Annotated in this window: 15 protein-coding genes; 9 read left to right on the top strand and 6 right to left on the bottom strand. The window is 70.2% G+C overall.

Translation table 11 applies throughout. The annotated features are described in order from the left end of the window. Nucleotides 1-52 precede the first annotated feature (52 nt). Together JOC24_RS24450 and JOC24_RS24445 are read right to left on the bottom strand one after the other, a co-directional pair. Nucleotides 53-1,378, bottom strand: coding sequence for an aldehyde dehydrogenase family protein (locus tag JOC24_RS24450; protein WP_205022535.1), 1,326 nt, complete (start codon nt 1,376-1,378; stop codon nt 53-55). Next, on the bottom strand, nt 1,375-2,070 hold the full coding sequence (locus JOC24_RS24445; RefSeq protein WP_205022534.1) for a type 1 glutamine amidotransferase domain-containing protein: 696 nt from the start codon (nt 2,068-2,070) through the stop codon (nt 1,375-1,377). Before JOC24_RS24445 ends, JOC24_RS24450 begins: the two co-directional genes overlap by 4 nt. Before the next feature lie 176 nt (nt 2,071-2,246). Here JOC24_RS24445 and JOC24_RS24440 point away from each other — a divergent pair, with 176 nt between their 5' ends. Beyond that, nucleotides 2,247-2,687 carry a MarR family winged helix-turn-helix transcriptional regulator gene (locus JOC24_RS24440; RefSeq protein ID WP_205022533.1) on the top strand — a complete coding sequence of 147 codons (441 nt, stop codon included), beginning with the start codon at nt 2,247-2,249 and terminating at the stop codon, nt 2,685-2,687. Nucleotides 2,688-2,711: 24 nt separating this feature from the next. On the opposite strand, the gene JOC24_RS24435 is transcribed toward JOC24_RS24440, so the two are convergent. Beyond that, the gene (locus JOC24_RS24435) at nt 2,712-3,134 is read right to left on the bottom strand and encodes a PLD nuclease N-terminal domain-containing protein (RefSeq protein ID WP_205022532.1); all 423 of its coding nucleotides are present in this window, start codon (nt 3,132-3,134) and stop codon (nt 2,712-2,714) included. Between the two features lie 89 nt (nt 3,135-3,223). Between JOC24_RS24435 and JOC24_RS24430 the strand changes: the two genes are divergently transcribed. After that, nucleotides 3,224-4,681, top strand: a complete 1,458-nt coding sequence (locus JOC24_RS24430; RefSeq protein ID WP_205022531.1) for a menaquinone biosynthesis decarboxylase — start codon at nt 3,224-3,226, stop codon at nt 4,679-4,681. After that, nucleotides 4,678-5,589 (top strand): menaquinone biosynthesis prenyltransferase MqnP, encoded by a 912-nt coding sequence (gene mqnP / locus JOC24_RS24425; protein WP_205022530.1) that lies wholly within the window; start codon nt 4,678-4,680, stop codon nt 5,587-5,589. Before JOC24_RS24430 ends, mqnP begins: the two co-directional genes overlap by 4 nt. Nucleotides 5,590-5,650: 61 nt before the next feature. On the opposite strand, the gene JOC24_RS24420 is transcribed toward mqnP, so the two are convergent. Next, a complete protein-coding gene (locus JOC24_RS24420) occupies nt 5,651-6,244 on the bottom strand; it encodes a rhomboid family intramembrane serine protease (RefSeq protein WP_205022529.1) in 594 nt (197 codons plus the stop codon). Nucleotides 6,245-6,357: 113 nt separating this feature from the next. Here JOC24_RS24420 and JOC24_RS24415 point away from each other — a divergent pair, with 113 nt between their 5' ends. After that, nucleotides 6,358-7,023, top strand: a complete 666-nt coding sequence (locus JOC24_RS24415; RefSeq protein ID WP_205022528.1) for a UbiX family flavin prenyltransferase — start codon at nt 6,358-6,360, stop codon at nt 7,021-7,023. 10 nt (nt 7,024-7,033) lie between these two features. On the opposite strand, the gene JOC24_RS24410 is transcribed toward JOC24_RS24415, so the two are convergent. Further along, nucleotides 7,034-7,183: a hypothetical protein gene (locus tag JOC24_RS24410; protein ID WP_205022527.1), complete on the bottom strand. Its 150-nt coding sequence runs from the start codon at nt 7,181-7,183 to the stop codon at nt 7,034-7,036. 121 nt (nt 7,184-7,304) lie between these two features. Between JOC24_RS24410 and JOC24_RS24405 the strand changes: the two genes are divergently transcribed. The 5 genes from JOC24_RS24405 (at nt 7,305) to JOC24_RS24385 (ending at nt 11,852) form a co-directional block, all read left to right on the top strand. Continuing rightward, complete coding sequence (locus JOC24_RS24405; protein WP_205022526.1) at nt 7,305-7,760, top strand: Lrp/AsnC family transcriptional regulator; 456 nt, start codon at nt 7,305-7,307, stop codon at nt 7,758-7,760. 101 nt (nt 7,761-7,861) lie between these two features. Further along, on the top strand, nt 7,862-9,025 hold the full coding sequence (gene mqnE / locus JOC24_RS24400) for an aminofutalosine synthase MqnE (protein WP_205022607.1): 1,164 nt from the start codon (nt 7,862-7,864) through the stop codon (nt 9,023-9,025). A gap of 142 nt (nt 9,026-9,167) precedes the next feature. Beyond that, on the top strand, nt 9,168-9,695 hold the full coding sequence (locus JOC24_RS24395) for a GNAT family N-acetyltransferase (protein ID WP_205022525.1): 528 nt from the start codon (nt 9,168-9,170) through the stop codon (nt 9,693-9,695). Between the two features lie 113 nt (nt 9,696-9,808). Continuing rightward, on the top strand, nt 9,809-10,105 hold the full coding sequence (locus tag JOC24_RS24390; RefSeq protein WP_205022524.1) for a DUF4229 domain-containing protein: 297 nt from the start codon (nt 9,809-9,811) through the stop codon (nt 10,103-10,105). A gap of 391 nt (nt 10,106-10,496) precedes the next feature. Continuing rightward, nucleotides 10,497-11,852: a dicarboxylate/amino acid:cation symporter gene (locus JOC24_RS24385; RefSeq protein WP_205022523.1), complete on the top strand. Its 1,356-nt coding sequence runs from the start codon at nt 10,497-10,499 to the stop codon at nt 11,850-11,852. Between the two features lie 254 nt (nt 11,853-12,106). Here the strand turns inward: JOC24_RS24385 and JOC24_RS24380 are convergent, their stop codons facing one another. Continuing rightward, the gene (locus tag JOC24_RS24380; RefSeq protein WP_205022522.1) at nt 12,107-13,315 is read right to left on the bottom strand and encodes an alpha/beta hydrolase family protein; all 1,209 of its coding nucleotides are present in this window, start codon (nt 13,313-13,315) and stop codon (nt 12,107-12,109) included. Between the last annotated feature and the right edge of the window lie 204 nt (nt 13,316-13,519).

Below are 13,519 nucleotides of genomic sequence, written 5' to 3'. Positions count from 1 at the left end.
ACGACGGGAGGGCGCGACCATCCGTGGTCGCGCCCTCCCGTCGTACGTGCGGTCAGCCGAGCGGGACGTCCAGGACAGCCTTGCGGTGGCTGAACGTCTCCAGGGAGTACCGGCCGTGATAGTTGCCCATGCCGCTCTCGCCGACCCCGCCGAACGGCAGGTCCGAGACGGTCAGGTGGGCGAGGGGCAGACCCATGCCCACCCCGCCGGACGAGGTCCCCGTCAGCAGCCGTTCGCGCACGGAGGGGTCGCCGGTGAACGCGTACAGCGCCAGCGGCTTGTCACGGTCGTTGATGAAGCCGATGGCCCCGTCGAGACCGTCCACCGTGATGATCGGCAGGACGGGGCCGAAGATCTCCTCCCGCATCACGGGGGAGTCCGGGTCGACATCGGCGAGCACGGTCGGAGCGATGTACTTCTCGTCCCGGTCGTGGGCGCCGCCCGTCACCGTGCGGCCCGAGTCCAGGAGGCCGACCAGCCGGTCGAAGTGGCGCTCGTTCACGATCCTGCCGTACTCCGGACTGGCCGACGCGTCCTTCCCGAACAGCCCCTCGACCGCCGCCGCGAGGGCGTCCTCCAGGGCTCGTGCGGTCTCCGGATCGGTCAGGACGTAGTCGGGGGCGACGCACGTCTGGCCCGCGTTGAGGAACTTGCCGGAGGCCAGCCTGGCGGCCACCGTCTTCAGGTCCGTGTCCCGGTCCACGAACGCGGGCGACTTGCCGCCCAGTTCGAGGGTCACCGGTGTGAGGTGCTTCGCCGCGGCGGCCATCACGATCCGGCCGACCGTGCCGTTGCCGGTGTAGAAGATGTGGTCGAACCGCTCGGCGAGCAGCGCGGTGGTCTCCGGGACCGCGCCCTCCACGACGGCGACGGCGTCCGTGTCGAGGTACTCCGGCAGCAGCCGGGCCACGGCGGCGGAGGTCACGGGCGCCAGCTCGCTCGGCTTGGCGACGACCGCGTTGCCCCCGGCCAGCGCGCCCACGACGGGCGCGAGCAGCAGCTGCACCGGGTAGTTCCACGGGGCGATGACGAGGACGACCCCGAGCGGGTCCTGCACGGTGTGGGCTGTGGCCCCCGCGAGGACGGCCGGTACCGGGGCGGGCTCGGGCTCCAGCCACGCCTCCAGACGCTCCAGGGTGTGGTCGATCTCGCGGACCGTGAAGTCGATCTCGGTCCGGTAGGCCTCCTTGCGGCTCTTGCCCAGGTCGGCCCGGAGAGCCTCGGCCAGCTCGTCGCCGCGCTCGGTGAGCAGGGCACGCAGCCGCGTCAGCTGGGCGGTCCGCCAGGCGAGGTCCCTGGTGCGGCCGGTGCGGAAGGTGGCGCGGAGCCTGGCGACGACGTCGGCCGGGGCTTCCCGCGCGGTCTCGGCGGCGCTCACAGCGCTTCCAGGATCTCGCGCGCCAGCTGCTCCGAGGAGGCCGGGTTCTGACCGGTGTGCAGGTTGCGGTCGTGCACGGTGTGCACCGCCCACGGGTCGGCGGCCGCGTAGTCGGCGCCGAGCTCGACGAGACGGTTCTCCAGCAGCCAGGGGGCCTTGGCCGCGAGGCCGGCCTGGGTCTCCTCGGCGTTGCTGAAGCCGGTCATGCGGTAGCCGGCGAACGGCCAGCTGCCGTCCTCGCGGCGGGCGGGCAGCAGGGCGGCGGGCGCGTGGCACAGGACGGCGACCTGGGTGCCGGAGTCCAGGGCGGAGGTGAGCAGCCGGCCGGACACCTCGCTGACGGCCAGGTCCTCCATGGGGCCGTGGCCGCCGGGATAGAAGACCACGTCGTACGACGTGGGCACGACGTCCTCCAGCCTGGCCGGGATGCGCAGCGTCTCGTCGATCGAGGCGAGGTAGGAGGCGACGGCGTCGGCCTGCTCCTGGCCGCCGTTGGCCTCAGCCGCGAGGCTGGCGCTGTCCACGGTGGGGGCGACGCCACCGGGCGTGGCGATCGTGATGTCGAAGTCGGCCTGGGCGAAGACGCGGTGCGGGGCGGCGAGCTCCTCGGCCCAGAAGCCGGTCGGGTGGGCGGTGCCGTCGTTGAGGGTCCAGTGGTCGGCACCGGTGAGGACGAAGAGTACGGAGGGCATGACGGGGTGCTCCCTACGAGACGAGAGGCGTGAGACGCGTGAACATGAAGCTTGATATGCTCAAGCAACACTGTTCATGTAACGGGCAAAAGTTGAGCATGTCAAATGAATGCGGGTGTGTGGCGGACAGCGTCCGGGCCTCCGGACCGCGCGTACCGAACGAAGGATGACCGACCATGACGAAGGAACCGGCACCCCGCGCCGTCCCTACGCCGGACGAACTGCTGGAACCCCTCGCGGTCGTCGTCCGCGGCCACCACGACGACCTCACAGCCGTCGCCGGCCGGCACGGGCTCAGCACCTCGCAGGCCCGGGCGCTGATCGCCCTCAATGAACCCATGCCCATGAGCGCGCTGGCCAGTCATCTGGTGTGCGACGCCTCCAACGCCACCGGCCTCATCGGCCGCATGGAGACCCGCGGCCTGGTGACGCGCACCCCGGCCCCCGGCGACCGCCGCTCCAAGGTGGCCGCGCGCACGGCGGAGGGCACCGAGCTGGCGCATCGCATCCGCGCCGAGATGCGTGTGGTGCACGGCGCTCTGGAATCCCTCACGCCCGAGGAGCGCACGGCGCTGCTGCCCCTGCTCGACCGGCTGGGGCGCCTGCTGTCCTCATGACGTCACGACGTCACGAGGAGGGCGTCAGGAAGCCGCGGGCGGGGCCTGGTCGTCGGGGCCGGCACCGCTCTCGCGACGCTTGATCTCGTCCTCGCGGCGGCGCAGGTCCGCCTCCCAGTCCTTGAGGAGCGACTCGTCCTTCTTCGTCCCGTCCTTCTCGCCCTCGTCCTTCAGCGACTTGAGGAAGTCAGGATTGTCGTCGGGTGCCACCCACGTGGTGCGGCGCCCGCGGCGCCACTGGGAGGGGGTGCGGCCGCCGTCGGGCGCCTCGCGCACCTTGCCCGCGGCGAGCCAGACGACCGGTCCGACGATCCAGAACAGCAGGATGATGAAGACCCAGGCCACCTTCGGCAGGTGCTTGGCCTCGTCCTCCGGGGTGTTCAGACAGTCGATGAACGCGAAGATCGTCAGCGCCAGCGGCAGGAGGACGATCAGGGCCCTGAGCATCGTGCAAGATCCCCCGAGGTGAGGTGAGGAGGCGCACGGACCGCCCCCGGTGACGGGTCCAGGGTATCGGGTGTCCGATACTGGGCCTTATGGCTTACGACGATCTTCGCTCCCTGCTCCGGGCTCTGGAGCGCGAGGGCGATCTCAAGCGCATCAAGGCCGAGGTCGACCCGTATCTGGAGGTCGGCGAGATCGTCGACCGCGTGAACAAGGCGGGCGGCCCCGCGCTGCTCTTCGAGAACGTCAAGGGCGCGTCCATGCCCCTGGCCATGAACGTCTTCGGGACCGACCGGCGGCTGCTCAAGGCCCTCGGGCTGAAGTCCTACGCGGAGATCAGCGACAAGATCGGCGGACTCCTCAAGCCGGAGCTCCCGCAGGGGTTCGTCGGCATCCGTGAGGCGTTCGGGAAGCTCGGCGCGGTGACCCACCTCCCGCCGAAGAAGGTGAAGTCCGACAGCGCCCCCGTCCAGGAGGTCGTCCTGACCGGCGACGACGTGGACCTGGACCAGCTGCCCGCGCTCTTCACCTGGCCCGGGGACGGCGGCTCCTTCTTCAACCTGGGCCTCACGCACACCAAGGACCCCGAGTCGGGCATTCGCAACCTCGGGCTCTACCGGCTGCAGCGCCACGACAAGCGCACCATCGGGATGCACTGGCAGATCCACAAGGACAGCCGCAACCACTACCAGGTGGCCGCCAGGCGCGGAGAGAAGCTCCCCGTCGCGATCGCCTTCGGAGCGCCGCCCGCGGTCACGTACGCCTCGACCGCGCCGCTGCCGGGGGACATCGACGAGTACCTCTTCGCCGGCTTCGTCCAGGGCAAGCGGATCGAGATGGTCGACTGCAAGACCGTCCCGCTCCAGGTCCCCGCGCAGGCGGAGGTCGTCATCGAGGGCTGGCTCGAGCCGGGCGAGATGCTGCCCGAGGGGCCGTTCGGCGACCACACCGGCTTCTACACCCCGCAGGAGCCCTTCCCCGCGCTGCGGATCGACTGCGTGACGATGCGGAAGCGTCCGCTGCTCCAGTCGATCGTGGTGGGACGGCCGCCCACCGAGGACGGTCCGCTGGGGCGGGCGACCGAGCGTTTCTTCCTGCCCCTGCTCAAGATCATCGTCCCGGACATCGTGGACTACCACCTGCCCGAGGCGGGTGGCTTCCACAACTGCGCGATCGTCTCGATCGACAAGAAGTACCCGAAGCACGCCCAGAAGGTCATGAGTGCCATCTGGGGGGCGCACATGATGTCGCTGACCAAGCTGATCGTGGTCGTGGACTCCGACTGCGACGTCCACGATCTGCACGAGGTCGCCTGGCGGGCGCTCGGGAACACCGACTACGCGCGTGACCTGACGGTCGCCGAAGGCCCGGTCGACCATCTCGACCACGCCTCCTACCAGCAGTTCTGGGGTGGCAAGGCGGGCATCGACGCGACGCGCAAGCTGCCCGAGGAGGGGTACACGCGGGACGGGGGCTGGCCGGAGATGGTCGAGTCCGACCCGGAGACGGCGGCGAAGGTCGACCGCCGGTGGAAGGAGTACGGCCTGTGAGTGCATCGGCCTCGGCGGCGACTGTCCCGCAGCCGCGCGGCAAGTCCCGCGCGTTCCTGCGGCTGGTGATGATCGAGCACTCGGTCTTCGCGCTGCCCTTCGCCTACATCGCCGCGCTGACCGCGATGTTCCGGGTGGACGGGAAGATCCACTGGGGCACGCTGCTGCTCGTGACCATCGCGATGGTCGGGCTGCGTACGTTCGCCATGGCCGCCAACCGGATCATCGACCGGGAGATCGACGCCCGCAATCCGCGTACGGAGGGCCGGGAGCTCGTGACCGGCGCCGTCACGGTGAGGTCCGCGTGGACCGGGGCGATCGTGGCCCTCGCCTTCTTCCTCGGGGCCGCCGCCCTGCTGAACCCCCTCTGCCTGGTGCTGGCACCGGTCGCAGTGGTGCCGATGGTCGTCTACCCGTACGGCAAGCGGTTCACGAACTTCCCGCACGCGATCCTGGGCCTCGCCCAGGCCATCGGCCCGATCGGTGCCTGGCTGGCGGTGACCGGCAGCTGGTCGTGGGACGCGGTGATCCTGGGGCTCGCCGTCGGCGTCTGGATCGGCGGATTCGACCTGATCTTCGCCTGCCAGGACGTACGGGCCGACCGGGCCCACGGGGTGCTCTCCTTCCCCGCGCGCTTCGGGATCCCGGCCGCGCTCTGGGGCGCACGGGTCTGCCACGTGGTGACGACCGGGCTGCTGGTGTGGTTCGGGCTGGCGACGGATGCGGAGGTCTTCTACTGGATCGGCATGGTGATCGTCGCCGTGGCCTTCGTGTACGAGCACCGGGTCGTGCGGCCGCACGACCTGTCCCGGCTCAACCGCGCCTTCTTCTCGGTCAACGGCTTCATCGGGATCGCGCTCTTCGCCTGCGCCCTGCTCGACCTGCTGGTGCGCGGCCTCACACCGTGACGTAGGGCCTCTCGGTTGGATCAGGCCGGATCAGGGAGCGGGGTGATCCAAACGAAAGACCCTAGCCCCCGGGCTCCTTCGGGCGACGGGGCCGGCGGAAGAGGAACGCCGCCGCCACCCCGCCCACGAGCCCGAAGAGGTGGCCCTGCCAGCTGATGCCGGAGTCGGTCGGCAGCACGCCCCAGAGCAGTGAGCCGTAGACCGCGGCCACGATCACGCCGACGACGATGTCCAGCGGGCTGCGGTCCACGAAGCCGCGGACCAGCAGATAGCCGAGCAGGCCGAAGACCACGCCCGACGCCCCGAGGGTGACCGTGTCCGGCGGCGCGGTGATCCAGACGCCGAGACCGCTCGTCACGATCACCACGAGGACCACGGCCGCGAACCTCGCCGTCCCGCCCAGCGCGGCTATGAAGCCCAGGACCAGCAGCGGGACGCTGTTGGACGCCACGTGTTCCCAGCCGCTGTGCAGAAACGCCGACGGCACGATGTCGGCCAGCTCCGAGGGCTCGCGCGGGCTGACGCCGTAGGTGTCGAGGGAGTGGCCCGTCGCCGTGTCGATGCCCTCCAGCAGCCACAGGAGCGCGACCCAGGCGAGCATCACCGCGCCGGCGGTGACGGCCCGTGCGGTGGCGCTCGCGCGTGTGCCCGTCATGGTCACCCCCTGTTCATGGGCGTTCTCTCATCCGTTGCAACGTCCGAGGGCCCTGACTCAGTTCCTGGAGCGGGGTGCCGGATAGGCTCGGCGGTGTGAGAGCCGGGATTTCGATGAGTCAGACGCAGCGCAGGCCTTGGATTGTCGGGGTATCGGGCGCATCGGGCACGCCCTTCGCTGCCTCGGTGCTACGCGGGCTGCTGGCCGCGGGGGAGAGCGTCGATCTGGTGGTGAGCCGTGCCTCACGGCTCACCCTGCTGGACGAGACGGGGATCGCCTTCCGGGACGCCCACTGGCAGGAGGACCTGCGGAGCTGGCTGGCGCGGGGCGCGGACGGGGAGCCGGACACCTTCCGGCCCGACATCGGCGGAGTGCGCCACTGGGCGGCCGGAGACCTGGCGGCCGGGCCGTCCTCGGGGTCGTATCCGGCGAAGGGGATGCTGATCGTCCCGGCGTCGACGGCGTGTGTGGCCGGGGTGGCGCTCGGGCTCTCGAAGGACCTGCTCCAGCGGGCCGCGAGCGTGACGCTCAAGGAGCGGCGGAAGCTGGTCGTGACCGTCCGCGAGACCCCGCTCAGCGGTCAGACGCTGAAGCAGATGGTCGCGCTCGACGAGGCGGGCGCCGTGGTGCTGCCCGCCTCTCCGGCGTTCTACGCGGGGGCGACGCACATCCAGGACCTGGTGGACTTCGTCGCCGGGCGGGTGCTGGACGCGGCGGGAGTGCCGCACCAGCTGTACCGCCGCTGGGAGGGGGAGCTCGGTGGCGCCTCCCGGGACTGAACCGGCGGGGTCAGCGCTTCTTGCGGCCCGGACGAGGGGTGCGGGTGCGGTCGGCCCGGTGGGCGGCGGCGGACTGGTGGGCACTCGAGCGGTTGGCCAGGTCCTGCATCTCGCGCATCCGGGCGTAGGCCATCTCGATCGTGTACACGGTGAAAGTCACTCCTGAAGATTCGAAAGTTTTTCTTGGATGATGAAGAACATTTGCAGGGTCTGACCCTGTCGCGCCTTAGATTCTACACGTAGACTTGCTGTACTGCTGAACAATGGAAGGTTTCAGTCATATGGACGCGGTGGACAGGCAGCTCATCCAGGCCCTCAGGGAGAACGGCAGGGCCTCGTACGCCGAGCTGGGACGGCTCGTAGGGCTCTCCGGGCCCAGCGTCACCGACCGCATCAACCGGCTGGAAACCGCCGGCGTCATCACCGGTTACCGCGCGACCGTCGACGCCGCCTCGCTGGGGCTCGGTGTCACCGCGCTGATCGGCATCTCCCTCTCCGACGCCGCCGACCACGAGGACGTCGCGCACCGGCTGAAGGACCTCGCCGAGATCGAGGACTGCTGGTTCATCGCGGGCGACGACTCGTTCATGCTCAAGGTGAGGGTGGGTGACGTGGACGGTCTCGAGAGGACGATCCGCAGGCTCAGCGGCACGAGGGGCGTGTCCCGGACCCGTACGACGGTCGTGCTCTCCACCAAGTGGGAGAACCGGGTGGGGGAGCTCCCCGAGGGGGAGTGACGCGGAGCGGCGGCGGGGGAGGGCGGGGGTCCTCCGCCGGAAAGGCGGGGGAGTAACGTGGGCCGTCTGATCTGTTACACGGAGATATGGGAGGCGCCCTAGTGGACGCGGGACTCAAGCGCGAGCTGGAGGAGAAGGTCCGGGCCGGCGAGCGGCTGACCCGCGAGGACGGGATCGCGCTCTACGAGTCCGACGACCTCGCGTGGCTCGGCGGGCTGGCCCACGAGGTGCGTACGAGGAAGAACGGCGACGTCGTCCACTTCAACGTCAACCGTCACCTCAACATGACCAACGTGTGCACCGCGTCCTGCGCGTACTGCTCGTTCCAGCGCAAGCCGGGCGAGAAGGACGCGTACACCATGCGCATCGAGGAGGCCGTCCGTCTCGCGAAGGCGATGCAGGGCGAGAACCTCACCGAGCTGCACATCGTCAACGGGCTGCACCCCACCCTGCCGTGGCGCTACTACCCGCGCTCGCTCAGCGCGCTCAAGGAAGCCCTGCCGGAGGTGGCGCTCAAGGCCTTCACGGCGACGGAGATCCACCACTTCGAGACGATCTCGGGGCTCTCCGCCTCCGAGATCCTCGACGAGCTGATCGAGGCCGGTCTGGAGTCGCTGACCGGCGGCGGCGCGGAGATCTTCGACTGGGAGGTCCGTCAGCACATCGTCGACCACAGCACCCACTGGGAGGACTGGTCGCGCATCCACCGCCTCGCGCACGAGAAGGGTCTCAAGACCCCGGCGACGATGCTGTACGGGCACATCGAGGAGCCCCGTCACCGCGTCGACCACGTGTTGCGGCTGCGGGAGATGCAGGACGAGACCGGCGGCTTCCAGGTCTTCATCCCGCTGCGCTACCAGCACGACTTCGTGGACATGAAGGACGGCAAGGTCCGTAACACCCTCCAGGCGCGGACGTCGATGGCGACCGGCGCCGAGGCCCTCAAGACCTTCGCCGTCTCGCGGCTGCTCTTCGACAACGTCCCGCACGTCAAGGTCTTCTGGGTGATGCACGGAGTGCAGACGGCGCAGCTCGCGCTCCAGCACGGCGCCGACGACATGGACGGCTCGGTCGTCGAGTACAAGATCACGCACGACGCCGACGACTACGGCACCCCGAACAAGCTCGGCCGCGAGGACCTGCTGGACCTCATCCGGGACGCGGGCTTCCGGCCCGTGGAGCGCAACACCCGGTACGAGATCCTGCGCGAGTACCCGGGTCCGGACGCCGACCGGCGCGAGACGCCGCAGCCGATGCGCGTCTGAGGCCCCGCCCGTCGGGCGCCCGGTGCGGGTGCCCGAGGTGTCCCGTTGTCCGGAAGTCCCGGCCCGCCGTCCCCGGGCCGGGGCTTTCTCGCGTGGTGGACGCGGTTTGAAGAGCACTTCTCGTAATAGTTAATCTGCGAATATGGCGCTTACCTTCACCGTGGATCCCACCTTCGACCGGCCCTTGCGGGACGGCATCACCGCGCTCTGGGCCGACGTCAGCAACGCGGGCGGAGCCGTCGGCTTCGTGCCGCCCGTCACCGAGGACGACGTCCGGCCCGAGCTGGTCAAACACCTCGCGGCGATGGCCGAGGGCCGCACCCACCTCGTCATCGGCCGGGACGAGGACGGCACGGTCGCCGCCACCGCCTTCCTCATCCGCAACACCCACCGGCTGATGCGGCACTGGATCGGCGCCTACACGGTGATGGTCCACCCGCGCCACCAGGGCAAGGGCTTCGGCCGCGCCCTGATGGCGGCCACGGCCGACGCCGCCCAGGGGCTCGACGGTATCGACGCCATCCGGCTGACCTGCCGCGGCGGCACCGGGGCGGACCGCTTCTACGCCTCCTGCGGATACAAGGAGGTGGGCCGGGTCCCGAACGCCATCCGGGTCTCCGAGGACGACTACCGCGACGACGTCATCATGCTGCTCCCGCTCTTCCGGTAGGAGTGCGGGGAACAACCCAGCGAACTGATCGAATTCGGGGCATGCTTCACTGGTCGGGCAGGATTCCACACTGCACGACCGCAGGAACGTCGGACGTAGAGAGAAGGCCAGCCGTGTCCGCTGCCAAGCCGAGCGCAACGATCCGGTACACCGCCATGCGGCTGCTGATCTTCGTGGGCTGCTTCTTCGTCGCCGGCGTGGCGGTCCACTTCGGCGTGCTGCCCTCGGGCGTCGGCGGATCCAACGTCGTCTGGGTCCTCCTGCTCGGCCTGCTGCTGTCCGCACCCCTCAGCTTCATCCTGCTGCGCAAGCAGCGCGACGAGATGTCCGAGCAGATCATCTCGTCGGTCGACAGGACCAAGGCCAGGCTCGAAGCGAACCGCACCCGCGAGGACAGTGTCGCCCGGTAGGCGCCGCGTAAGGTTCCTCACACCCGCACTTCGTACGAACCGAGCCCCGGACCGGAGCAGCCGCTCCCGACCGGGGCTTCGGCGTGTCCGGGGCCCCCGCGTGCGAAGTTGATCAAGAAGTGGACCTTTGAGGTTCTCAAAGTTGCAGTGTTAACGTATTCGACATGATGACCGCAGTGCGCACCCGTCACGCCTTGGGCGTCCCGCTCGTGGTGCGCCTGCACGTCGATCTCTGCCGCTGTATGTCCGCGGTCTGTTGCCGCAGCGTCTGACCGGCATCATGCAGCGGCGCCGCCCCTGACGCGGGCGCCGCACCCCCGTCCCCCTGTTCGACCGCACGACCGTACGTCTGTCCCCGTACGTCCCGATGCGTCACATCTGGAGTGTGTCCGTGTCCGCGAATTCCGCGTCCCCCGCCGAGACCGAAGCCGGCAAGCCGTCCGGCTCCGGTTTCCGCCTGCCCAGCATTCCGTTCTGGATACAGATAGTCGCCGGTCTGGTCCTCGGCGTACTGCTCGGCTGGATCACCCGCAGTTTCGAGATCGGCTGGCTCTACACCACGCTCGACCAGGTCGGCCACATCTTCGTCCAGCTGCTGAAGCTGGCCGTCGCGCCCCTCGTCTTCTTCGCGATCCTGGTCTCGATCACCAACCTGCGCAAGGTCAACAACGCCGCGAGGCTGGCGACCCGCACGCTGCTCTGGTTCATGATCACCTCGCTGATCGCCGTCGCCATCGGCCTCGCGATCGGCCTGGTCACCAACCCGGGCGCCGGTACCGGCCTCACCCCGAAGGACGGCGCCAAGCCCGAGAGCGCCGGCTCCTGGCTCGACTTCCTCACCGGCATCATCCCCACCGACGTCATCACGCCGTTCACCGAACTGAACGTCCTGCAGATCGTCTTCATGGCCGCCGTCGCCGGTATCGCCGCGCTCCAGCTCGGTGAGAAGGCCGCGCCGATCCTCTCCTTCAGCGAGTCGATCCTGGCGCTCCTGCAGAAGGCTCTGTGGTGGGTCATCCGCCTCGCCCCCATCGGCACCGTCGGCCTCATCGGCTACGCCATCGCCGACTACGGCTGGGACCTGATCGGCAAGTACGCCACCTTCACCGCGGACGTCTACATCGGCTGCGCCCTGGTCATGTTCGGCGTCTACCCGCTGTTGCTCGCCACGGTCGCCAAGGTCAGCCCGCTGCAGTTCTTCAAGGGAGCCTGGCCCGCGATCCAGCTGGCCTTCGTCTCCCGCTCCTCGGTCGGCACCATGCCGGTCACCCAGCAGGTCACCGAGCGTCTCGGCGTCCCGAAGGAGTACGCCTCCTTCGCGGTCCCGTTCGGGGCCACGACCAAGATGGACGGCTGCGCCGCGATCTACCCGGCGCTGGCGGCGATCTTCATCGCGCAGATCTTCGACGTCCAGCTGGGCATCGGTGACTACATCCTGATCGCGTTCGTCTCGGTCATCGGCTCGGCGGCCACCGCCGGCCTCACCGGCGCCACGGTCATGCTGACCCTCACCCTGTCGACCCTGGGCCTCCCGCTGGAGGGTGTGGGCCTGCTGCTCGCCATCGACCCGATCCTGGACATGATGCGCACCGCCACGAACGTGGCGGGGCAGGCTCTGGTCCCGGTGATCGTCGCGGCCCGCGAGAAGATCCTCGACCACGACGCGTACAACTCCGCGTCGTCCTCCCCGGTCGACGAGCCCGAGGTCCGCGACGCGGAGCCGAAGGGCGTCCCCGTCACGGCGTGACGACACCCGGCCCGTGCGAAGAACCGCCCTGCCCCCGGCTCCGGCCGGGGGCAGGGCGGTTTCGTGCGTCCGGGCAGGTGCCCAGTACGTCCAGGAGACGGTCGTCCGGTTCGGCGACGAAGTTCTCACGACGCCAGGGGCCCCGCAGGTGCCCAGCAGAGAAGTCGCTGCCCGACGGGTCGCCGTCGACCCCGTCCTCGACGTCGTACCACGCCAGACCGGACAGGCCGGGGGCGGACGGGCCCCGGTGCGTGTCAGGGGTTGTTGAAGACCACCTCGGGGTTGCCCGGCGTCGGGCCGTCCAGGAGCCGCTGATGCCGGGCCTTCAGGTGCCGGTCGAGGAAGGCGGCGACGTAGGCCCGGGTGATTCCCGTCGAGCGGGCGCCGGAGAGGGGGGCCGTGGGGTCCACCGGGAGGCCCGCCTGCTCGGCCAGGTACGGGGTGTCGGTGAAGGTGAAGTGCCCCGAGCCCTTGACGGTCAGCCAGCGCTTCCAGCCGTCCAGTCGCTTCCAGCCGTCGTTCCAGGACGTGTCCAAGGTGCCGGGGCTGTGGCGGGCGTCGGTGCCGAGCATCATGAACGGGCGCCCGTCCAGGCCGGTGGCCGGGATCTCCTCGAAGAAGGTGCCGTCCATGTTGATCCCGGCGTCCACGCGGGAGTCGGCGAGCATCGTGGAGGCCGCCGCGCTGCCGCCGATGGAATGGCCGGCTGCCGCGACCCGGCGTGGGTCGATCATGCGGGCGTGGTCCCAGGCGGGACGGTGGCCGGTCAGCCGGTCGAGTACGAACGCGAGGTCGGCCGCCCGTCCGGTGGAGACCCTCTTCCGCAGAGCCCGTGCCGCCGCCTCGTCCGGTGTGGCGTTGTCGGCGTCGCAGGCGGCGCAGGTCAGTACCCGCCCGCCCGGGAAGGAGGTCCCGGTGGACTCGTACGCGTGGTCCACGCTCGCCACGACATAGCCCCGGCTCGCCAGGTCCTCGGCGAGGGAGGTCAGGGTGGCGCGCGGCGTACCGAAGCCGGGGGAGAGCAAGACCAGGGGGAACCGGCCCGGGGCGGGGCGGGCGTCCAGGCGGGCATGGGTGGTGGCGGAGCTGACGGCGGTGGCGGGCACGACGTCCTCCAGCCCGCGCTGCACCAGCATCAGCCGCGCCTCCTCCGTGCTCATGTACGGGGCGGGGGCGCCCGCGCCGCCGGGGCGGGCGGGGTGGTGGAGCGACACCATCAGCTCCCGGGCCCCCGCCGCGGGGACCCAGGGGTCGGTGCGGCTGTGGTCGACGAGGTGCAGTACCTCGGCGCCGACGGAGTACGGGCCGGTGGGGCGGGGCAGTCCGAGTGCGGCGACGGTCGCGGTCGGAGCGGATGCCCTCGCGGGGCCCGGTAACGCGTGGGCGGTGGCGACCGGGGCCAGGAGGACCAAGGCGGTGAGGGCGGCAGCGGCCACAACGGATGTGCGTGGTCTGATCGTCATGCCCGGGACACTAGACGGCGGACTCGGGCGAAGGAGTCGGCCTGAGGTGCTATCCGGTGGGGGACCAGGGATGTACGAAGCGCCGCCCGATGGTCCTTCGGGACGACTCCCGGCCGGGGCGGGCCTCGCCGTCTCCCTTCCGTACGGCGGGCCGCAGGGCCGCGCCGTACTCTTACCCGGGAGCAGCGCAGTGGGGGTGGGAGG

It is taken from the genome of Streptomyces sp. HB132 (genome assembly GCF_016909575.1).
In the GTDB taxonomy this organism is placed as follows: Bacteria; Actinomycetota; Actinomycetes; order Streptomycetales; family Streptomycetaceae; genus Streptomyces.
The sequence above is the reverse complement of the archived record's forward strand: the minus strand, read 5'-3'. Positions and strand labels throughout refer to the sequence as shown.